We start from the raw sequence: 19,667 nt of genomic DNA, 5'->3' as shown, positions 1-19,667 counted from the left end.
AACTCCCGCCGACATCGCGATTGCGCGGAGGAGCGACCTGTCCGAAACTGCAGGTGAAACGGAGAAGGTCATGATGCAGGTCGGGCCAGATGTGGACGTGCGGCGGTTCGGCTACGCCGGCGAGCCCAGCGGCGTCGAATATGAGCGCTGGCGCGAAGAGTTCTGCCGTCGCGTGATGACCAGGGATGCCGTGCCGCTCACGCAGGGAGCGATGCGTTGCGAGGTGGCGGCGCTGCCGTTGCCATGTGTGAAGATGACGGGCGCGTTCGCGACTCCGATGCGGTTCGTCGCCAATAAGGTCGACGCGGATCATGCGCTTGCCCTGGTGCTGGCCTCCGATGCGCCGATGCGCATTGCGGTCGGCAACAGGACGCTGGACCTCGCACCCATGACCGTAGGCCTGGCCGATGCCGCCCATGTGGGCGCGCATGTGTCGCAACTCGCCGAAGGGCGCTTCAGGTCGATCTTCATCGGCAGAAAGGTGCTCCTGGAGCTCTGCCGTCATGCGGAGGATCTGATCGCCAGGCCGGTGAACGCCGATGCCGGTGTCATGACGCTGTTGCAGGGATACTACGATCTGGTGATCGAGAACGCCCACGGGCTCGACGCCACGGCGAGGAATGCCGCGGCCGAACACCTGACCGATCTCGTCGTGCTTGCTCTCGGCGCCGGTCGCGACGAAGCTCAGCTCGCGAAGGATCGCGGGCTGGCTGCGGTGCGACTCGAGGCCGTCAAGGCGGACGTGCTCGCTCGGCTCGCCGATGGTGATCTCGGTCTCGCCGAACTTGCCCAGCGCAACCGCGTCAGCCCGCGCTATGTCCAGATGCTGTTCGAGCGGACCGGCACGACGTTCTCCGAGTTCGTCCTGGAGCAGCGGCTGATCCGAGCGGCGAGGTTGCTCCGCGATCCGCTGCACCGGTCGCGCAAGGTGAGCGACATTGCCTATCTCGCGGGTTTCAACGACGCGTCCTATTTTCATCGCGCATTTCGGCGCCGGTTCGGCATGACGCCAGGCGATATGCGCGGCCGGTCGCCGCGCGAAGATCGGTCCAGGTCGTCGTGACCAAGCAGGATCGGACGGTCTTCAGCCTCGCGCCGCTACCGCTTCGCGCGGCCGGGCTGCCGCGATGATCCCAGGTCGCTCGCCGTCGACCTGAACGCGGTTGCGTCCCTTTTCCTTGGCGCGGTAGCAGGCGGCATCCGCGCGCCGCATCGCGTCCTCGAGCGTGGTGTTGCGTTCGGTGATGCACGTCACGCCGATGCTCGCGGTCACCGCAAAGCAACGATCGTCCCAGGCGAAATTGAACAGCTCGAGCGATCTGCGCAGTCGCTCGGCGATATCGACGGCGTCGAATGGCGAGCATCGCGGCAGGATCAGCCCGAACTCGTCGCCGCCGAGCCGCGCGACCATGTCGTGGGCATGCCGGTCCTGTTGCAGAAGGCGGGAGACCTGGCAGAGCAGACGGTCGCCGGCAAGGTGTCCGCACGTGTCGTTGACGCTCTTGAACTGGTCGAGGTCGAGCAGGATAAGGCCCACTGCACCCGCCGCTGCACCGTCCAGCTCGCTTTGCAGGCGCGCCTCGAAGGCACGGCGATTGGACAGGCCGGTCAGCCAATCGTGCGACGCCTGCCAGGTCAAGCGCTCCTTCTCGGCGTGCAACGCGTCCTCGAACGCCCGCCGTTGCAGCACAAGCCGCCGCGTATGCCAGATCAGAAGCAGGATCAGCGCCGCCGCGGTGACGATGTTGATGCAAGTCAGCGTCAACTTGATTGCGCGAGAGCCTTCGCCCAGGACGGTGGAGAACCGCTTGGCATGCACCGTGAATTGGCTATTGAGCTCCGACAGCCGCGACGACAGGAATTGCAGTCGGCCGTCTTCAATGGGACCGTTCTCCAGCTCGGACCGGATCACCTCGCCGAACACGCTCAGCTCCAGCAGCATCGGATCCGTGGCCGCCCATTCGCGGATCGCTTCCTGGAGGAAGCTGACGCGGTTGAAGTAGCGAAACAGCCAGATCAGTCCGGGTACGTCATCGGGATGATTGCCGCCCTGCAGGAAGCCGATGCGGGCGGCTTCGACGTCGACCGGATCGCGCTCGAGCGCCCAGCGCGCGAACTCGTCCCCGATGGGAACGGCGAGCGCGGCCTGGTATTCCGCGAACTGGCTGGCCTCCCCCGAATGCAGATAGCGGTTGAGGAAATAGACGGCGTTCTTCTGCGAGCGCGACCATAGTGCTTCGCCCGCGACATAGGCGCGGACCGACGACATCACCTCGAGGCTGAATCCCGCGACGGCCGCCTGGAGCACGACGACCATCACGAAAGGCGACACGAGCTTGATGACGTGAAGGAAGCAGTGTCCCTCCGCCGACGTCGCTGTTCTGCGAAACACCTTGTTCCCCAAGTCGATCAACGATCCCAACGGAGCGTTGCGCCTGCAACGCCAAGTAGAGGGGATGGTTGCTTAACTCGGCCTGAATGGCGCGGAGGACTCCGTCGCAGGGTGAAGCCGTCGTGAAGCCCGTGCCGGAAAATCGCTTCAAATGCCGCGAAACGGGACGGTCGCGTCTTCGCGAACCAAGGCCGCGCATTCATCCTGCGCGGCTTGGCCGATCGAGAGAATTGGGTCCGTGCTACACCAGCACCGGCTTGCGCACGCGGCCGGCATCGCCGAATACGCGCAGGTAACGCTCGATCTCCGAGGGAAGGCCGGTCGCCTTCTCCGGATTATCGGACAGCTTGACGGCCGGATGGCCGTCGACCGACGAGACCTTGCAGACCAGCGAGATCGGATCGAGATTGAACGAGCCGTCCGGCGTGCAGCCGACGAAGTCGTTGGTGAGGTTGGTGCCCCAGCCGAAGGAGAGTCGCACGCGTCCGGAGAAGTGGTGATAGGTCTCCTCGATCGAGCCGACGTCCATCGCGTCGGAAAAGACGAGCAGCTTGTCCTTGGGATTGCGGCCCTTCTTCTCCCACCAGGCGATGATCTCCTCGCCGGCCTGGATCGGCGGCGCGCTGTCGGGACGAAAGCCGGTCCAGTCGGCGACCCATTCCGGCGCATCGCGCAGGAAGGCCTTCGTGCCGAAAGCGTCGGGCAGCGCGATCAGGAGGTTGCCGCCATAGGTCTGACGCCACTGGTCGAGAATGCGGTAGGGTGCCCAGCGCAATTCCTCGTCGTCCCTGGCGAGCGCGGCGGCGACCATCGGCAGCTCATGCGCGTTGGTGCCGATGGCTTCGAGATCGTTGTCCATCGCGAGCAGCACGTTGGATGTGCCGATGAAGGACGAGCCCAGGCCTTCCTTCACCGCCTCCACGCACCAGCGCTGCCAGAGGAAGCCGTGACGGCGGCGCGTGCCGAAATCGGACAGCCGCAAACTCTCGAGCTTGCGCAGCCGTTCCACCTTGGTCCACAGCTTGGCCTTGGCGCGGGCATAGAGCACGTCGAGCTCGAAACGGCCGCGGCCTTTCATCGCCGCGCGCGAGCGCAGCTCGTTGAGGATCGCAAGCGCCGGAATCTCCCACATCGTGGTGTGGGTCCACGGTCCGTGGAAATGCAGTTCGTACTGGCCCTCGACCTTGCGCAGCTCGTATTCGGGCAGGCGGAATTCCGCCAGCCAGCGGATGAAGTCCGCCGAGAACATGTGGGTCTTGCCGTAGAAGGTGTTACCGGCAAGCCAGATCAGCTCTTTCTTGCTGAAACGGATGGTGCGGGCGTGGTCGAGCTGGGCGCGCAGCTCGCCCTCGTCGATGATCTCTCCGAGCCGCACATGGCGCGAGCGGTTGATGACCGAGAAGGTCACCTGCTGACCCGGGTAATCTTCCCGAATCAACTGCAACATCAACAGCTTGTAGAAGTCGGTATCAAGCAGGCTGCGGATGATGGGATCCAGCCGCCAGCTGTGATTATAGGTTCGGCTCGCAATGTCGGTCACTGTCATGAAGGGATTTTAGCGCGGCTCCCGTTGCGCAACCAGTGGGTTTGGAGAGGCCCAGTCTTGCGGAAGCGGGCCCCGGACATCACGACTTGGCGGCCGTCGCTGCGACGGCCTCGAGCTGGCTCCTGACCCAGCGATGGGCCGGGTCTTTCTGGTAGCGCTGGTGCCAGACCATGAACATCGGCAGCTCGGCCAGGGTTCGGGTGCGGGACGCCAGCGGTATCGGCGTTTGCGCGAAGCCGCGCATCACGCCGGACGCGAGCAGGCTCGGCATGCTCGCAAGCATCTGCGAGCCGCGCAGGAAGGACGGCACGCCGGAGAAGCTCGGCACGGAGATCGCGATGTCGCGGTGGAGCCCGTTCGCTGCCAGCCGGCGGTCGAAGTCGAGCCGCTCGTTGTCGGTGTAGACGACGGTGATGTGGCGCGCCGCGAGATAGGCGTTGCGGCCGGCCGGCGCGGCACGTGCCTTCGCGTCGTAGTAGCAGACGTAGTGATCCCTCAGCAGCCGCTTCTGCACGATGTCGACGCCGGACGGCGGCAGCGGCGTGATCAGGAGATCGCAGCGGTTCTCCCGCAGCATCGCAGGCGAAGGCGATTGCGAGGGGATCACGCGCAGGTTCAGGCTCTGCACCCGTGCGGCGACGTGGTCGAAGAACCGGGGCAGCAGCAGGTCGCGCTGGAAGTCGTTGGCGGCGATCGTCAGCGAAAGCTGCGCGCGGGGCGGCTCGAAGCTGACGCCGCCGGCAAAGCTGCGCATCTCGTCGATCAGCGCGCGCGCCTTCGCCGCGAGGGCCTGGGCGTGCGCGGTGGCGACGATGCCGCGGCCGGATTTGGCGAACAGCGGATCGCCGGCGATGCGCCGCAGCTTGTTCAAGCCGTGACTGACGGCAGATTGCGTCAGGCCCAGACGTGTGGCGGCTGCCGTCACCGATCCCTCCTCCAGCACGGCGAGGAACAGCTCGAGAGCGTGGCCGTCGAGGGCCAAATGATCGATTTCCTTCATGTAATTCATTATAATCGATCTATTTATCTTGAGAATAGACCGTCCCATGATGTCTCGATAAGCCGCGCGCCCGGACCGGGCGCCACAGGGAGAGACAACGCCGATGAATGCCCAGGCGCCAGCCTTGCAGGATCCCCGCCTCAACCGTCCCGAGCCGTTCACCCCCCGCGACGGCGCCTTCTTCCAGCGGGATCGTTCCATCCACCCGCCGGCCCATGCGCCGGGCTACAAATCCTCGGTGCTGCGCTCGCCGCGCCAGGCGCTCTTGTCGCTGGAGAACTCGATCTCGGAGATCACGGGGCCGGTGTTCGGGCACAATGATCTCGGGCCGCTCGACAATGATCTGATCCGCAACTACGCCAAGGACGGCGATCCCGTCGGCGAGCGCATCGTCGTCCATGGCCGCGTGCTGGACGAGACCGGCCGCGGCGTGCCGAACACGCTGGTCGAGTTCTGGCAGGCCAATGCCGGCGGCCGCTACCGGCACAAGAAGGACACCTATCTGGCGCCGATCGATCCGAATTTCGGCGGCTGCGGTCGCGCGCTGACCGACGACACCGGCTATTACTATTTCCGCACCGTGAAGCCGGGTCCCTATCCCTGGCGCAACTACGTCAACAGCTGGCGCCCCGCTCACATCCACTTCTCGGTGTTCGGCTCGGGCTTCGCGCAGCGGCTGATCACGCAGATGTATTTCGAGGGCGATCCCATGATCCCGGTCTGCCCGATCCTGACGACGATCCCGGACAAGGATGCGCTCGACCGCCTCGTCGCGCCGCTCGACCTCAACGCCTCGACGCCCTTCGACTCGCTCGCCTACCGCTTCGACATCGTCCTGCGCGGCCAGCGATCCACCTATTTCGAAAATCGAACCGCGGGGAACTGAAGTCCATGCCGCAGCCGCTCAACTATCTCAAGGAAACCGCCTCGCAGACGGCCGGGCCCTACGTCCATATCGGCCTGATCCCGGCGATGGCCGGCTTCGACATCTTCGAGAAGAATTTCTCGAACGTGCTGGTCACGCCGAACACGAAGGGCGAACGCATCACGCTGGAGGGCAAGGTGCTCGACGGCACCGGCACGCCGCTGCGCGACGTTCTGCTCGAAATCTGGCAAGCGAATGCGGCCGGACGCTACAATCATCCGGCCGACCGATCGAGCGGCGCGCTGGAGGGGGAGTTTCGCGGCTGGGGCCGCGCCGGCTCCGACTTCGATACCGGCCTCGTCACCTTCGAAACCGTCAAGCCCGGCGCGATCGCCGATAAGGCGGGCCGCAAATGCGCGCCGCACATCAATGTCTGGATTGTCGCGCGCGGCATCAACATCGGCCTCAACACGCGACTCTACTTCTCGGATGAAGAGGCGGCCAATGCCGCCGACCCCGTGCTCAACCTGATCGAGCAGCCGGTCCGCCGCAAGACGCTGATCGCCACGCGCAGCGAGCGCGCCGGCAAGGTCGTGTACTCCTTCACGATCAATCTGCAGGGACCGGAGGAGACGGTGTTCTTCGACGTGTGACCCGTGCGATCGGCCTCACCGAAAGATGAGGCCGATCCCCTCGTCGCCATGGGGCGAATGTCGCAGGCTAGAATCCCGTCGGTCCGACGGCCCCGATCCAGTGCTTGACCTTGGTGGGATCCCCTTCGTCCATGTAGAAGAAATGGACCATCGTCGGCCGCATGGGCGCGACGTTGGGATCGTCGAAACGCATTGACACCTCGCCGCGAAAGATCTTGAGCAGGGGGCTGTCCCAGTACTCGATGACATCGTGGAGCGCGGTGAAGCCCCGATCGACGAACTGCCGAAGATTAGTGCGGATCGTCTCACGGCCGTGCCAGTCCGCGACACCGAGATTGCAGATCGCATCTTCGGCGAAGCAGTCGAAACCCGTGCCGAAGGTCTTGTCGTCGATTTCTCTCCACATCGCGAGCAGCCATTCCGGCGGCGCCGTCTTGGTGAAGGTCTTCGTGCTCATTGTTTGTCTCGCGGATGTGAGGTCTTTTGGAAATCAATCTCGAGTGGTGGCAATCCCAAGTCGCGACGCGACGCGCCGGGCCGTCGCCTCGCGCTGTGTGGTGATGTCGGCCACCGCGCGCCTTGCCTGATCGAGGATGGCGCTGGGCGCGCGCTCCGGCGTGCCGCTGTCGAACGGTGGCTCGGGTGCATACTGCATGTAGAGCTGGATCGCGCGCGCGGTGTCGTCGCCGCGCAGCTCGGCAGCGAGCCGTAGTGCGCCGTCAATTCCGGCGGTGACGCCGGCGGCGAAGATCCAGGTCCCATCCACCACGACGCGCTCGTTGACCGGAATGGCGCCGAGCAGCGGCAGCAGATGGAACGATGCCCAATGGGTCGTTGCCCGCCGTCCCCTAAGCAATCCGGCTGCGCCGAGCAGCAGGGCGCCGGTGCAAACCGAAAATACGCTGCGCGCACCCGCTGCCTGCTGCGTGATCCAGGCCAGGATCTCCTCGTTCTCCATCAGGGCTTCCTGACCGAAGCCGCCGGGCACATGCAGCACGTCGAGCTTGGGTGCTGCTGCGAGCGTTGCATCTGGCGTCAATCGCAGGCCCTTGACGTCGCGGACAGGGTCAGTCGTCTTGGCGTAGACGCGATAGGTCGTGTTCGGAATACGCGAGAGCACTTCGAAGGGGCCAGTCAGATCTATTTGGTCGAGGCCGTCGAACAGCAGGGATCCGATTTGCAGGTGCGTCTCTGGTGGGATCATGGGGTCGCCCTCAATTCGTAGCTGGACAGTGGCAACGTAACGGGTCAGGCTGTGGCTGAGATGCCAAAGTCCCCTCGTTTCCCGCCAAGCTTGCGGTCCCACCCCGTGCGTCCAGCCGCGCCCCAAGCGGCCCGCGTCATCGAAGTGCTCGCCTATCCGGCGGTGCAGTTGCTGGATGTGACAGGGCCGCTCCAGGTGTTCGCGACCGCCAACGAGCAGGTCGTGCAGGCCGGCGGAACCGCACCTTATGTCCTGCGTGTCGTGGCAAAGGATCGCTCGCGCGTGGCGGCTTCGTCCGGGCTGGAAGTCGTAACCGATGCGCTGCCGCGCAGCACCGCCGCGCTAGACACGCTGGTGGTCGCGGGCGGCCCGGGCGTTGACCTCGCTGCTGCCGATCCGGCGCTGCTCGCTTGGCTGCGCCGGCGCGTGAGGAAGGCGCGCCGTGTGGCGTCAGTCTGCACCGGAGCATTCCTGCTCGGTGCAACGGGTGCGCTCGACGGACGCCGCGCGGTGACCCACTGGTCATACTGCGCCGAGCTCGCGCGGCGGTTCCCCGCTGTGCGCGTCGAATCCGATCCGATCTTCGTGCGCGACGGCGCCATGTGGACGTCGGCAGGCGTGACGGCTGGCATCGACCTTGCGTTGGCGCTGGTGGAGGAAGATCTGGGCCGCACGACGGCGCTGGCGGTGGCACGCTACCTCGTCGTCTTCCTCAAGCGGCCGGGAGGGCAGGCGCAGTTCAGCGAGACGCTGTCCTTGCAGTCGGCCGAGGACGAGTTCGGCGCGCTGCACGACTGGATCAGCAAGCATCTCGCCGGCGATCTCTCACTGTCCAGACTGGCCAATCAGGCCGGCATGAGCGAGCGCAGTTTCAGCCGGCACTATGCCAGAGCGACCGGACAGACGCCGTTGCGCGCAATCGAACGGCTGAGGGTGGAGGCCGCCCGACGGATGCTGTCGGAGACGCGCCTGCCGGTGAAGCGGATATCCCAGCGCTGCGGTTTTGGGTCGGAGGAGACCATGCGCCGCAGCTTCCTGCGCGTGCTGTCAACGGCGCCGCAGGACTATCGCCGCCGGTTCGGCGCCTGAAGCCGATTTGGTCGAGTGTTCTATTCGCCGCCGTGGAGCCGTGCGCGAAACGCGCGCGGCGACAGGCCCGTCGCGGCGGCATAGATGCGACTGAAATAGGCGGGATCCTCGAAGCCCAGCGCATAGGCGATCGTGGACACCGGCAGGTTGGTGTAGACTAGGTTGCGCCGCGCCTCGCGGATCAGGCGATTGAGGATCAGATGCGAGGCGGTGTCGCCGGTCGCCGCGCGCGTCACCCGGTTGAGGTGAGTGGGCGTGATCGACAGGGCCCCGGCATAGTCGGCCACGCTCCAGCGCTCCAGATGATGCTGCTCCAGCAGGGCTTCGAAGCGGCGAAACAGTCCGGTTTGCGCCGTGCCGCTGCCGCCGCTCTCGCTTTGAAGCGCGCGGGCGACCAGCCCCATCATGGCCGATGACAGCGCGCGCAGCACATGGGCCCGGCCAAAGTCGCGCGCGGCATGCTCGGCGAAGATCTGCTTCATCATCGCGCGAATCTGCGGCGTGCCACGCACCACCGCGGATTGCGACAGGGCGCCCCGCAGTCCCTCGGCGGCGAGCAGCGCCTCGTCGAGGATTTCCGCGGCGATGGTCAGGACCCAGCCTTGCGTATTCGGCTCGAAGCCGAAGCCGTGGACGTGACCGACGGGCACGTTGACGATCTGCATCGGCCTCAGGGACACCACGCGTCCGTCGAGCGTCGCCTCGCCGCCGCCGCGCTCGATCAGCAGCACCTGGTGCAGCCGGGCATGGCGATGCACGGCCAGCGTCCAATCGTGCAGCACCGAGCGCGACGCGATGGTTTCGCAATGCACGACGTCCGGCAGATCGCCGGACTCGCCGAACAGATTGTAGACGCGTATCTGCGGTGCAGGGGCGGCGTTCTTCATGTTCGAATAGTACAAGACAAAGGCGAAACCCTCCATCGGTTTGCAGCGCCTAATCTGCAAAAAAGTGCCGACGGGAGGACGCAAAAATGAAAGTTCAGGTCTGTATCATCGGCGGTGGGCCGTCCGGGCTGCTGCTGTCCCAGCTCCTGCACCTCAAGGGCATCGACACGGTGGTGCTGGAGAAATACAGCCGCGACCACGTGCTCGCCCGCATCCGCGCCGGGGTGCTCGAGCACGGTTTTGCAAAGCTGATGCGCGAGGCGCAGTGCGGCGAGCGGATGGACCGCGAAGGCGAGATCCACCGGGGCTTCGAGATCGCCCATGACGGCATGCTGTCCCATATCGATCTGCACAGGCATTCCGGCGGCAATTCGGTGCTGGTCTACGGCCAGACCGAGCTGACGCGCGACCTCTACGAGGCGCGCGACCGGCTCGGCGGCAAGGTCGTGCACAACGCGGAGGACGTGACACCGCATGACCTGACGTCGGACCGTCCCTACGTGACCTATCGTTCGAATGACGACATCGTCCGCGTCGATTGCGACTACGTCGTCGGCGCCGACGGTTTTCACGGCGTCAGCCGCAGGTCGATCCCGAAGGACGTGCTACGCGAATACGAGAAGGTCTATCCGTTCGGCTGGCTGGGCGTGCTGTCGCGCACGAAGCCGGTGTCGCCCGAGCTGATCTACGTCAAGCACGAGCGCGGCTTCGCGCTCTGCTCGCTGCGCTCGCAGGTGCTCAGCCGCTATTACATCCAGGTGCCGCTGGCCGACAAGGTGGAGGACTGGAGCGACGATGCGTTCTGGGCCGAGCTCAAGCGCCGCCTGCCGGAGCAGGTCGCCGGCCGCCTGATCACGGGACCGTCGATCGAGAAGAGCATCGCGCCCCTGCGCAGCTTCGTCGCCGAGCCGATGAGCTATGGCCGCCTGTTCCTCGCCGGCGATGCCGCCCACATCGTGCCGCCGACCGGCGCGCGCGGCCTGAACAGCGCCGCGTCCGACATCTACTATCTCTACCACGCGATGCTCGCGCACTATCAGAGCGGCGACGATACCGGTCTCGAAGGCTATTCCGCCAAGGCGCTCGCCCGCATCTGGAAGGCGCAGCGCTTCTCCTGGTGGATGACGATGCTGCTGCACCGCTTCCCCGACCGGCTCGACTACGAGGACCGGCTTCAGCAGACGGAGCTGGACTATCTGCTCTCGTCCGAGACGGCGCAGCGCCTGCTCGCGGAGAACTACGTGGGCCTGCCGTTCTAGGGGACGCGAGACGCCTTCCCTTCTCCCCTTGTGGGAGAAGGTGGCGCGAAGCGCCGGATGAGGGGTCTTCATCCACGAGCATTAATGCAAGAGAGTCGTGCGCGGTGAGAGACCCCTCACCCGTCTCGCCGCTATCGCGGCGAGCCACCCTCTCCCACAAGGGGAGAGGGCAAGTCGGCGCATTTGGCTGGCTATGCTACTTCCCTTCCAGCGTGTTGACTGGTGTCCAATCCGGCGGTGGTGGATTTGCGATGAGCGCTCGCGCGCGTTCGGCAAACAGTGCCGACGCCGGGTCGATCTTGGCGGCCCGATCGAACGCGTCAGCGGCCTTCGCGAACTCCCGTCTGCGCCAGCATGCCAGCCCCTCCGCATACGCCGCGGCCAGCCTGGTCTGCTCGTCGCTCCCGGCGTCCTTCTCCGCCAGCGGCTCGAACACCCTGATCGCCTCGCCGCGCCCCATCACCCTGATCGAATCGAGCTCGCGCCAGGAGAATGTGTCGCCGGTCTGCGCCATCGTGGATTCCGACGCCATGATCGCGGTGCCGTAATATTTGTTGGCGCCCTCGAGCCGCGAGGCGACGTTCACGGTATCGCTCATCACGGTGTAGTTGAAGCGGCGCCGTGAGCCGATGTTGCCGACCACGGCCTCGCCGCTGTTGAGTCCGATGCGATGCGACAGGCCGTGACCGGCGAAAGCCGGATGGCCGGCATTGAGCTCCGCCAGCTTCTCGTGGCACTTCAGCGCGGCACGAACCGCGTTGCGCGCGTGCGCGGGATCGTCGGCGGGCGCGCCGAACATGGCGACGATGGAATCGCCGATATATTTGTCGACGTAACCGCCATGGCTTTCGACGATGTCGGTCATGGCCGACAGATATTCGTTCATCAGCGTCACCAGTTCGCCCGGCGTCATGTTCTCCGCGATCGAGGAGAAGCCGCTGAGATCGGAAAAGAACATGGTGACGTTGCGCATCTCGCCGCCGAGCGCCGGCATCTTGCCGGAGGCGACCATGGTCTCGATGACCTCGGGTGCGAGGTAAAGGGCAAAGCTCTTGCGCAGGAAGCGCTCGTCGCGATCGGCCAGAACGAAGCGGTAGCCGATCATGATCGCGAGCGCGGCGAGGCCGGCCAGCGCCGGCTCCGTCAGCGGCAGCGCCAGTGCATGGATGAACGCGCTGACGGCGCCGACCGCGTAGACGACCGTGAGACCGAACCATGCAGCCAGTGCGCCGCCCGGTGCGAGCATGCAGGCCGCGCAGGCAATGATTGCCGCGAACAGGATGGTGAGAATGGTCCGCCCGGGAAAGCCGAGCTCGGTCACGGCGTCGCGCTCGATCAGGTTCCGAACCGCAGCGGCGTGCACGAACACGCCGGCGACGTCGCTGCGGGCCTTCTGCACGGCGCCCGCGGGTGCAGGCAGGGCGCATCGCGGCCCGGGCGTGCCGTCATATGCGCCCGACAGCCGCATCGAGGTGAGCTTGCGGTCTTCGAAATTGAGGATGGTGCCGAGCAGAACGACCTTGCCGTCGAAGGCGCGCCGAAAGAAATCGCGGTCGCCCTTTTCGACGCAGGCCCGCAGATCGGCGAAGGAGAAGGTCGGAACGTCGCGGCTGAGGCCTCGAAAATTCAGCGTCAGCGTGTTCGGCACGACACCCGGGATTGCGTAGCCGGCCAGCTCGGCCGTCCCGGATGGCGCAATCTCCAGCTTCGTGCCGAGTGCGCGCGCGGCGAGCTCGACGGCCATCGCGGGCACCGGCTTGCCGTCGATGGAGAAGGTGAGGGGCATCCGCCGGATGACGTCGTCCGCGTCGGTATGGACGTTGAGCGCGCGGACGTTGTTTCGCACCGCCAGTTGCTGCGCACGGTAGGGTGGTTCTGGATGGTCGTTGCTCAGGATCTCGCCGAGCACCAGCTTGCCGGTGTCGGAGATCTGCCGCAGTGCGATCAGATAGTCCCGGTCGAATCCCCGCATGCGGGCGCCGAGCGGCCCGTCGCCGAACGGAATCTCGGACTGCTCGATCGAGTTCTTGAAAATGACGTCGAAGCCGATCACCTTGGCGCCGCCTTCGGCGATGCTTCCGAGCACCCGGCCGATCTCGCGCGTCCAGGTCTGCGTCGGCGATCCCTTGAAGGGAGGCGTGTCGTAGGTCTCGCCGTCGATCGCCACGACGACGACCGGCGACGTGGCGGGAGACCGCTGGTCGCCGGGCAGCTTGCCGCGCATCGCGGTGAGGATGTCGAGCGACAGGCCTTGCAGCGCGTGGAGGGGCGGAGACGTCAGGGCGGCGCCCGCGATGATTGCAGTCAGGAGTGCTGCAACGATGTCGCGCCTGCCGATCCGCCGCATCGTGCCGTCGCCGGCCGTCTATTCGAGACGCAGCAGGCGGCCGATGATCGGCGTCGGCGACGAGGTCGCGCTGGCATCGATCTGGAAGGTGTAGCGCTTGGCACCGACGATGGCGAGATAGCTGCCGCCCGGGGTCAGTGACTTCCCGGCTTTGGCGAAGTCATAGAACTTGCCCCCGATCATGGCATCGCCCTTGAGCGGCACCGTAATCGTCGGCTCCTTGCCGTCGGTGCGCTCGATGATCAGCGTACTCCCGATCTTGGCCTGCACCAGCGGGGCGACGCCGTAGAGCGTCGGCAGCCTGGACGGGGCGGTCTTGGCGTCCGACCGCACGTTGCGGAAGGTGGTTGCGGCGCTCTGGTTCGCCTGGCGCTCCGGCAGTCTTGCCGCGTTGGTATCGCAGGGCACCTTCTCCCGCTTGACCTCGCCCAGCTGCACGGTGCTCTGCTCGGTGCCGACCAGAACGACGCCTTCGCTGATCGTCTCGCGCTCACACGATTTGAGGTAGCTGAGCGTGATGCTTGCCTTGGGCCCGAGCTTGATGATCTTGCCCGGCGCCACATAGTCCATGAACGCGATGCCGTCGACCTTGCCCTGGACGTCCTCGACGATGGCGGCTGGAGTTTCCGCCAAAGCGGGGGCCGCAAGAAAGAACGCGCCGACACAGGCGCCGATCAGGCTTTTCATGGGAATTCTCATCCAATTCGACGATGCTCTGCCGCCCCGTCCCGGTTCACTGCCTAGCAGCAGGGCGCCCGGGCAAGTGTGACCAGAATCACTCTTGGTTATTGGTCCCACTCTAGCAGGAACAGGTTCAAACCGGCGACCGGAGAAAAATGGAGCTTCGGCAAGATGTTGGCGGATTGACGATGTCAGGCGGCCGGGCCAGCTTCGGCCGGATGGATCTCCTCCGCACTCTCGATGACGGGAGCGAGAGGGGCCTCGGTTCTCTGAAACGAAATCGTCTTCTGACCGGCGGCGATCTCGACCACCTCGTCCCAGCGCGACAGGAAAGCCTCGACGCAGGCCGGATCGAACTGCCGGCCCGCGTTTTCGATCAGGTAATTGCGCGCCGCGTCGAGGGCCATCGGCTCTTTATATGGCCGCCGCGTCGTCAGGGCGTCGAAGACGTCGGCGACCGCGACCACGCGCGCGGCGACCGGGATTTCATCCGCCCTGAGGCCGCGCGGATAGCCGGCGCCGTCCCAGCGCTCGTGATGGCCGACGGCGATTTCCGCGCCGAGCCGGATCAGCTCGCAGCTGGAATCGGCCAGGATCCGCTCGCCGATCGTTGCATGCGTCCTGATCACCGCCATCTCCTCGTCGGTGAGCCTGCCTGGCTTGAGCAGGACATTGTCGGGAATGGCGACCTTGCCGACGTCGTGCAGGGGGGCGGCCAGATAGATGTCGCGGCAGAGCCGGGCGGGCAGGCCGAGCTGCTCGGCGATGATGCGGCTGTACCTGGCGACCCGCAGCGTGTGCTCGCCGGTGTCGTTGTCGCGGTATTCGACCGCGAGCGCGAGCCGCAGGATGATCTCCTCCTCGCGCTCGCCGAGCTTTCGTGTTGCCGCTGCGACTTCGCTGGCCAGATGCGCGGCACGGTCGTTGAGCTTGCGTACGGCTGCACCAAGCTGAATTAAATTCCGCAGGCGCACCGTCATCTCGACGCTTCGTGACTGCTTGGGCAGAAAATCGGTTGCACCGGCCTGCAGCGCTTCCATCTTGATGTCATCGCTCTGACGCGAGGTGACCATCGCGATCGGGACGTCGGTGCAGCCAGGAAGGTTGCGGAAGGCGCGGATGAAGCTGATGCCGTCCATATGCGGCATCTCGTAGTCGACCAGCACCAGATCGAAGACGCGCTCGCGCGCGCAAGCCAACGCCTCCACGGGATCGAGGAAGGCGGTGGCCTCGACCAGGCCTCCAGCCTCGAGGTGACGTTTCAGGAAGTTGAGGACGGAACGGCTGTCATCAACCAGGAGCGCTTGGGTCAGCATCGGTGGCCGGTGCTCTCTTCGAAAGCCCAGCCATAACCCAAGCTACTTTAACGCGAAGCAAACGCGCCGCCGACACGCCGCGAATATGCGCGCCTCGCATGAGATTTCGGCAGGCCATGCACGTTTGCATGCAGTCGCGCGAACTCTGTGAGAGTGTGACCCGTAGTTGTACGGATGCTCGCGTTAGGAATTTGCTCATTCGACTCAAACAAAACGTGTAGCGGGATTTTTAGCAAAGGCGGGGCAGCAATGGCGCTCAATCCGACGGAGCCTAAGTGGTCGTTGCGGTTACCCGCGGACTGCAGCATCGCAGCCATTCGCAACGTCTATGAGCTCATTCGCGAGGCCTTCGGCCGCCAGGAGCGGCTCGAGATCGACTGCTCGAGCGTCGACAAGGCCGACGTGACCTCGATCCAGCTTTTGCTGTCGACCGCCAAGACGGGTGAGGCCCAAGGCCGTCCGGTGATCCTGACCTCCTTCTCGCAGTCTCTGCGCACCACCCTTCGCCGCGCCGGCTTCGCCAGCGAGGCGATGCTCGATCAGCATTTCCCGCAAAAGAAAGATGGCACCTGATGGCCACGATTCTCACGGTCGACGATTCCCCCAGCATCCGGCAGATGATCAAGGTCGTGCTCGAGCCGGCCGGTCACAACGTGATCGAGGCCGGCGACGGCGCCCAGGGGCTCGCCAAGGCGCAAGCCGGCAAGCTCGATCTCGTCATCACCGATCTCAACATGCCGGTCATGAACGGTCTGGAGCTGATCCGGGCGCTGCGCAAGCTGCCGAGCGCGGTCGGCATGCCCATCGTTTTCCTGACCACCGAATCCAACGAGACGGTGAAGCAGGAAGCCAAGAGCGCCGGCGCCACCGGCTGGATCACCAAGCCGTTCAAGCCTGAGCAGTTGCTCGCCGTGGTCGCCAAGCTGGTGCGCGCATGAGTGCGATGGATCCGACCGAGATCTTCCGCCAGGAAGCCAGCGAGCTGTTCGAGGTTCTGGAAGGGGCCCTGCTCGACCTCGGTCAGCGTCCCGACGACCGCGAACTGGTCGATTCCGCCTTCCGCGCCCTGCATACGATCAAGGGATCGGGCGCCATGTTCGGCTTCGACAAGGTCGCCTCCTTCACCCACGAATTCGAGACCGCCTTCGACCGCGTCCGCAAGGGCGAGATCAAGCCGACGCAGGAGCTGATCTCGGTCGCGCTGGCGGCCAAGGACTACATCCGCGCGCTGATCGAGGATCCGCAGTCGACCGACGACGTCATCGGCGAGGCCATCCTCGACGACCTCAAGCGCTTCGTCTCGTTCGACCAGCCTGCCGCTGCGGTCATCGAGATCGCCGAGGCGCCGCCACTGGCGCCCGGCGGAAGCAAGCAGGCCGGCTGGCACCTGCATCTGGAGTTCGAATCCCACATCCTGCGCAACGGCTCGAATCCGCTCGACCTGTTGGAGGATCTCTGCAAGCTCGGCCCTTGCTTCGTCGTGCCGATTACCGACGGCGTCCCGTTCCTCGACGAGATGGAGCCGGAAGACTGCTACCTGAAATGGGACGTCAAGCTGCACGCGGCCTGCAACAAGGACGCGATCGACGACGTCTTCATGTTCGTCCAGGACGAGATGAAGCTCACGCTCGCGCCCTTGGATCACGCCGAAGCGCCCGCGCCGGCTCCGCTGTTTCAACTGCTCGACGACGAGCCGGCGACCGCCGAAATGGCCGCGCCGGTGGCGGAGGCTGTCGCCGAGCAGCCCGTCGCAAAGGCGGAGCCCCAATCCGAGGCGAAGCCGGAGATCAAGCGCGAGGCGGCACCCGCGCGCCGCGAGGACGCCAAGCAGGAGCGCGGCATCGCCACCGTTCGCGTCCAGGCCGAGCGCCTCGACGAGCTGATGGACCGCGTCGGCGAGCTCGTCATCGCCCAGGCGCGGCTGACCCAGCTCGCCGCCTCCGGCTCCGACCTCTCAATCAAGATGATCGCCGAGGAGATCGAGCGCCTCGCCTCGTCCTTGCGCGACACCACGATGGGTGCGCGCATGGTGCCGATCGGCTCCCTGTTCGGCCGCTTCCGCCGCCTGGTGCACGATCTGTCGCGCGATCTGTCCAAGCCGGTCGAATTCGTCACCTCGGGCGAGGATACCGAGCTCGACAAGACCATGATCGAGTGCCTTGCCGATCCGCTGGTGCACCTCATCCGCAACGCCATCGACCACGGCATCGAAGATACCGCCACGCGCGCTGCCAATGGCAAGACCGAGCAGGGCCGCATCGAGCTCGCCGCCGTGCATTCCGGCGCGCAGGTGCTGGTCACCGTGAAGGACAATGGCGGCGGCCTCAACACCGCACGGATCCGCGCGAAGGCGGAAGAGCAGGGGCTGATCGCGGCCGGCGCCGTGCTGACAGATCACGAGATCCACCAGTTCCTGTTCCATCCGGGCTTCTCGACCGCCCAGACCATCTCGGCCTTGTCGGGCCGCGGTGTCGGCATGGACGTGGTCAAGCGTACCATCGAGAACATGCGCGGCTCGATCGACCTGTCGACCAGGCCGGGCCAGGGCACGACCGTGACGCTGCGCCTGCCGCTGACGCTCGCGATCATCGAAGGCCTCCTGATCCGTGTCGGCGAAGGCCGCTACATCATTCCGCTGCCGGCGGTTGAGGAGTGCGTCGAGCTGACGGCCGAGGACGAACGTTCGCGCGGCCGCAACTTCCTCAACGTGCGCGGCAATCTCGTGCCGTTCCTGCGTCTGCGCGACATTCTCTCCGTGGAGGGGACGCCCGACCAGCACCAGAAGACCATCATCATCTCGACCGGCGAGACGCAAGTCGGCCTCGTCGCCGACCAGATCATCGGCAACCACCAGACGGTGATCAAGTCGCTGTCGAAGCTGCATTCGGACGTGACCATCTTCTCCGGCGCGACCATTCTCGGCGACGGCACGGCAGCCTTGATCCTGGACGTCGCCCAGCTCGTCGCTCTGGCGCAGTCGAAAGTCGAGAAGCACATCAGTGAGGCGGCGTGATGAACCAGCAGCAGGCAGACGCAATGCAGGTCGTGATGATCGGCCTCGGCGACGAGAAGTTCGCGCTCGACGCCGGTCTCGTGCGGGAGATCATCGATCCGGTGCCGGTGACGAAGGTCGCAGGCGCACGCGATTTCGTGCCCAGCGTGATCAACGTGCGCGGCAACGTCATCCCTCTCGCCGATCTGCGCATCCGCTTCGGCATGCCGCAGACCGACAGCTCGGCCGATTCGCGTATCGTCGTGATCGAGATCGAGATCGAGAACGAGCCGGTTCTCGTCGGCGTCACCGCGGACAAGGTCTACGAGGTCACGGAGATATCTCAGGCCGACGTGCAGCAGACGCCGCGGGTCGGAATGCATTGGAAGCCGGAATACATCCGCTTCATCACCAAGTGGCGTGAAGAGTTTGTCATCGTTCCGAACATGGAACGGATCCTGAATTGAAGCCTGCGGGCGCGCTAAGCTATTGGGGGCACTACATGCGGTTTACGGTCAAAGCTAAGTTGGCAAGCGCTTTCGGCCTGATCATCGTCCTGTCGATGGTCGCGGGCGGTATCGCATATCTCAAGCTTACGGACATGATAAGCGGGTCCGAAGCACTGATCTCGCGTGCAAATCGCATGCAGATGGGCGCTCAGATCGAGATCAATCTTCTGTCGCAGGTGAGAGCGGAGAAGAACGCGATCATCGCGGCCGAGAACGAGACCGACATGTTTCTCGCCGACATCCCCAAGATGCGCGCGGCGAACAATAAGTTGAGAGAAGAAGTCTACGCCGTTGCAAGCGAAGGCGGAAAGCGCCTGCTCGAGAAGTTCGCGGTCGTCTACGACAAGATGAACAACGAGCAGGATCAGACCATCAAGCTGATCAAGACGGATCGGCCCAAGGCCGCCGATCGGACGGTGCACGAAGGGCGGAAGGCGATTTCCGAGGCCGTCGACGCCATCGACGCCTACGTCGTGTTCACGAAGAAGAGCATGGCCGAGGAGGCCGAGATTACGCGGGCAGAAGCTGCCAAAGCCCAGATGATCGTCATCGTGCTTGTGATGGTGTCGCTTGTGATAGCAGTCCTTGCCGCGTTGTGGATGGCGATCAGCATCAGCCGCTCGCTCAGCCGCGCCGTTGGCCTCGCAGGAGCGGTCGCTGCCGGTGACCTCACCCAGACCATTCCCTCGGCCAGCAACGACGAGATCGGCGATCTCATTCGTTCACTGAACGGCATGGTGGAGAAGCTCCGGCAGGTCGTGTCGGAGGCCCTGACGGCGGCGCAGAACGTCTCTGCGGGCAGCCAGGAGCTTTCCGCCAGCGCCGAGCAACTCTCGCAGGGTGCCACCGAGCAGGCCTCGTCGGCGGAAGAGGCGTCCTCCTCGATGGAGGAGATGGCTTCGAACGTGAAGCAGAACGCCGACAACG

Annotated in this window: 19 protein-coding genes; 10 read left to right on the top strand and 9 right to left on the bottom strand. The window is 65.1% G+C overall.

The window, feature by feature from the left end; all coding sequences use genetic code 11:
- A partial coding sequence (locus AX729_RS12445) for a helix-turn-helix transcriptional regulator (protein WP_349643757.1) occupies positions 1-1,063 on the top strand: 1,063 nt, incomplete at its 5' end.
- 21 nt (positions 1,064-1,084) lie between these two features.
- Here AX729_RS12445 and AX729_RS12440 read toward each other — a convergent pair.
- From AX729_RS12440 to AX729_RS12430, 3 genes are all read right to left on the bottom strand, one after another.
- Positions 1,085-2,392 (bottom strand): GGDEF domain-containing protein, encoded by a 1,308-nt coding sequence (locus AX729_RS12440; protein WP_061023393.1) that lies wholly within the window; start codon positions 2,390-2,392, stop codon positions 1,085-1,087.
- A gap of 241 nt (positions 2,393-2,633) precedes the next feature.
- The gene (pncB, locus tag AX729_RS12435; protein WP_061023389.1) at positions 2,634-3,938 is read right to left on the bottom strand and encodes a nicotinate phosphoribosyltransferase; all 1,305 of its coding nucleotides are present in this window, start codon (positions 3,936-3,938) and stop codon (positions 2,634-2,636) included.
- A gap of 79 nt (positions 3,939-4,017) precedes the next feature.
- Positions 4,018-4,947, bottom strand: coding sequence for a LysR family transcriptional regulator (locus AX729_RS12430; protein WP_061023387.1), 930 nt, complete (start codon positions 4,945-4,947; stop codon positions 4,018-4,020).
- 94 nt (positions 4,948-5,041) lie between these two features.
- Between AX729_RS12430 and pcaH the strand changes: the two genes are divergently transcribed.
- A complete protein-coding gene (pcaH, locus tag AX729_RS12425; RefSeq protein ID WP_061023385.1) occupies positions 5,042-5,824 on the top strand; it encodes a protocatechuate 3,4-dioxygenase subunit beta in 783 nt (260 codons plus the stop codon).
- A 5-nt stretch (positions 5,825-5,829) separates the two neighbouring features.
- Positions 5,830-6,456, top strand: a complete 627-nt coding sequence (gene pcaG, locus AX729_RS12420) for a protocatechuate 3,4-dioxygenase subunit alpha (protein WP_061023383.1) — start codon at positions 5,830-5,832, stop codon at positions 6,454-6,456.
- A gap of 67 nt (positions 6,457-6,523) precedes the next feature.
- Here the strand turns inward: pcaG and AX729_RS12415 are convergent, their stop codons facing one another.
- Entirely contained in the window at positions 6,524-6,913 is a 390-nt protein-coding gene (locus AX729_RS12415; protein WP_061023380.1) for a hypothetical protein, read from the bottom strand.
- Positions 6,914-6,946: 33 nt separating this feature from the next.
- The gene (locus AX729_RS12410; protein ID WP_061023378.1) at positions 6,947-7,660 is read right to left on the bottom strand and encodes a DJ-1/PfpI family protein; all 714 of its coding nucleotides are present in this window, start codon (positions 7,658-7,660) and stop codon (positions 6,947-6,949) included.
- A 138-nt stretch (positions 7,661-7,798) separates the two neighbouring features.
- Here AX729_RS12410 and AX729_RS12405 point away from each other — a divergent pair, with 138 nt between their 5' ends.
- Complete coding sequence (locus AX729_RS12405) at positions 7,799-8,749, top strand: DJ-1/PfpI family protein (RefSeq protein ID WP_061023391.1); 951 nt, start codon at positions 7,799-7,801, stop codon at positions 8,747-8,749.
- 20 nt (positions 8,750-8,769) lie between these two features.
- On the opposite strand, the gene AX729_RS12400 is transcribed toward AX729_RS12405, so the two are convergent.
- Entirely contained in the window at positions 8,770-9,672 is a 903-nt protein-coding gene (locus tag AX729_RS12400) for a helix-turn-helix domain-containing protein (RefSeq protein WP_061023377.1), read from the bottom strand.
- A gap of 50 nt (positions 9,673-9,722) precedes the next feature.
- On the opposite strand from AX729_RS12400, the gene pobA reads away from it, so the two are divergent.
- The gene (gene pobA, locus AX729_RS12395) at positions 9,723-10,895 is read left to right on the top strand and encodes a 4-hydroxybenzoate 3-monooxygenase (protein ID WP_061023375.1); all 1,173 of its coding nucleotides are present in this window, start codon (positions 9,723-9,725) and stop codon (positions 10,893-10,895) included.
- A gap of 196 nt (positions 10,896-11,091) precedes the next feature.
- Here the strand turns inward: pobA and AX729_RS12390 are convergent, their stop codons facing one another.
- The 3 genes from AX729_RS12390 to AX729_RS12380 form a co-directional block, all read right to left on the bottom strand.
- Positions 11,092-13,242: a CHASE2 domain-containing protein gene (locus AX729_RS12390; protein WP_061023373.1), complete on the bottom strand. Its 2,151-nt coding sequence runs from the start codon at positions 13,240-13,242 to the stop codon at positions 11,092-11,094.
- Between the two features lie 18 nt (positions 13,243-13,260).
- A complete protein-coding gene (locus tag AX729_RS12385; protein WP_061023371.1) occupies positions 13,261-13,929 on the bottom strand; it encodes a hypothetical protein in 669 nt (222 codons plus the stop codon).
- A 185-nt stretch (positions 13,930-14,114) separates the two neighbouring features.
- Complete coding sequence (locus AX729_RS12380; RefSeq protein ID WP_061023369.1) at positions 14,115-15,239, bottom strand: HD-GYP domain-containing protein; 1,125 nt, start codon at positions 15,237-15,239, stop codon at positions 14,115-14,117.
- A gap of 249 nt (positions 15,240-15,488) precedes the next feature.
- Here AX729_RS12380 and AX729_RS12375 point away from each other — a divergent pair, with 249 nt between their 5' ends.
- From AX729_RS12375 to AX729_RS12355, 5 genes are all read left to right on the top strand, one after another.
- Positions 15,489-15,812, top strand: a complete 324-nt coding sequence (locus AX729_RS12375; protein ID WP_061023367.1) for an STAS domain-containing protein — start codon at positions 15,489-15,491, stop codon at positions 15,810-15,812.
- Positions 15,812-16,177 carry a response regulator gene (locus tag AX729_RS12370; protein ID WP_061023366.1) on the top strand — a complete coding sequence of 122 codons (366 nt, stop codon included), beginning with the start codon at positions 15,812-15,814 and terminating at the stop codon, positions 16,175-16,177. Before AX729_RS12375 ends, AX729_RS12370 begins: the two co-directional genes overlap by 1 nt.
- A complete protein-coding gene (locus tag AX729_RS12365; protein WP_061023364.1) occupies positions 16,174-18,252 on the top strand; it encodes a chemotaxis protein CheA in 2,079 nt (692 codons plus the stop codon). Before AX729_RS12370 ends, AX729_RS12365 begins: the two co-directional genes overlap by 4 nt.
- Positions 18,252-18,698, top strand: coding sequence for a chemotaxis protein CheW (locus tag AX729_RS12360; protein ID WP_061023362.1), 447 nt, complete (start codon positions 18,252-18,254; stop codon positions 18,696-18,698). The genes AX729_RS12365 and AX729_RS12360 overlap by 1 nt, the downstream gene beginning before the upstream one ends.
- A gap of 35 nt (positions 18,699-18,733) precedes the next feature.
- Positions 18,734-19,667: HAMP domain-containing protein (locus AX729_RS12355; RefSeq protein WP_156456907.1), on the top strand; the 934-nt coding region annotated here is incomplete at its 3' end.

This window comes from Bradyrhizobium sp. CCH5-F6, assembly GCF_001556045.1.
Taxonomy (GTDB): Bacteria; Pseudomonadota; Alphaproteobacteria; order Rhizobiales; family Xanthobacteraceae; genus Bradyrhizobium.
Note: the sequence above shows the minus strand (reverse complement) of the source record. Positions and strands in the feature narration are given on the sequence as shown.

Bases quoted from the DNA above. Each gene is read 5' to 3' on its own strand.
- pncB (WP_061023389.1), bottom strand. From the start codon at position 3,938: ATGACAGTGACCGACATTGCGAGCCGAACCTATAATCACAGCTGGCGG.
- AX729_RS12430 (WP_061023387.1), bottom strand. From the start codon at position 4,947: ATGAATTACATGAAGGAAATCGATCATTTGGCCCTCGACGGCCACGCT.
- pcaH (WP_061023385.1), top strand. From the start codon at position 5,042: ATGAATGCCCAGGCGCCAGCCTTGCAGGATCCCCGCCTCAACCGTCCC.
- pcaG (WP_061023383.1), top strand. From the start codon at position 5,830: ATGCCGCAGCCGCTCAACTATCTCAAGGAAACCGCCTCGCAGACGGCC.
- AX729_RS12415 (WP_061023380.1), bottom strand. From the start codon at position 6,913: ATGAGCACGAAGACCTTCACCAAGACGGCGCCGCCGGAATGGCTGCTC.
- AX729_RS12410 (WP_061023378.1), bottom strand. From the start codon at position 7,660: ATGATCCCACCAGAGACGCACCTGCAAATCGGATCCCTGCTGTTCGAC.
- AX729_RS12400 (WP_061023377.1), bottom strand. From the start codon at position 9,672: ATGGAGGGTTTCGCCTTTGTCTTGTACTATTCGAACATGAAGAACGCC.
- pobA (WP_061023375.1), top strand. From the start codon at position 9,723: ATGAAAGTTCAGGTCTGTATCATCGGCGGTGGGCCGTCCGGGCTGCTG.
- AX729_RS12390 (WP_061023373.1), bottom strand. From the start codon at position 13,242: ATGCGGCGGATCGGCAGGCGCGACATCGTTGCAGCACTCCTGACTGCA.
- AX729_RS12385 (WP_061023371.1), bottom strand. From the start codon at position 13,929: ATGAAAAGCCTGATCGGCGCCTGTGTCGGCGCGTTCTTTCTTGCGGCC.
- AX729_RS12380 (WP_061023369.1), bottom strand. From the start codon at position 15,239: ATGCTGACCCAAGCGCTCCTGGTTGATGACAGCCGTTCCGTCCTCAAC.
- AX729_RS12375 (WP_061023367.1), top strand. From the start codon at position 15,489: ATGGCGCTCAATCCGACGGAGCCTAAGTGGTCGTTGCGGTTACCCGCG.
- AX729_RS12370 (WP_061023366.1), top strand. From the start codon at position 15,812: ATGGCCACGATTCTCACGGTCGACGATTCCCCCAGCATCCGGCAGATG.
- AX729_RS12365 (WP_061023364.1), top strand. From the start codon at position 16,174: ATGAGTGCGATGGATCCGACCGAGATCTTCCGCCAGGAAGCCAGCGAG.
- AX729_RS12360 (WP_061023362.1), top strand. From the start codon at position 18,252: ATGAACCAGCAGCAGGCAGACGCAATGCAGGTCGTGATGATCGGCCTC.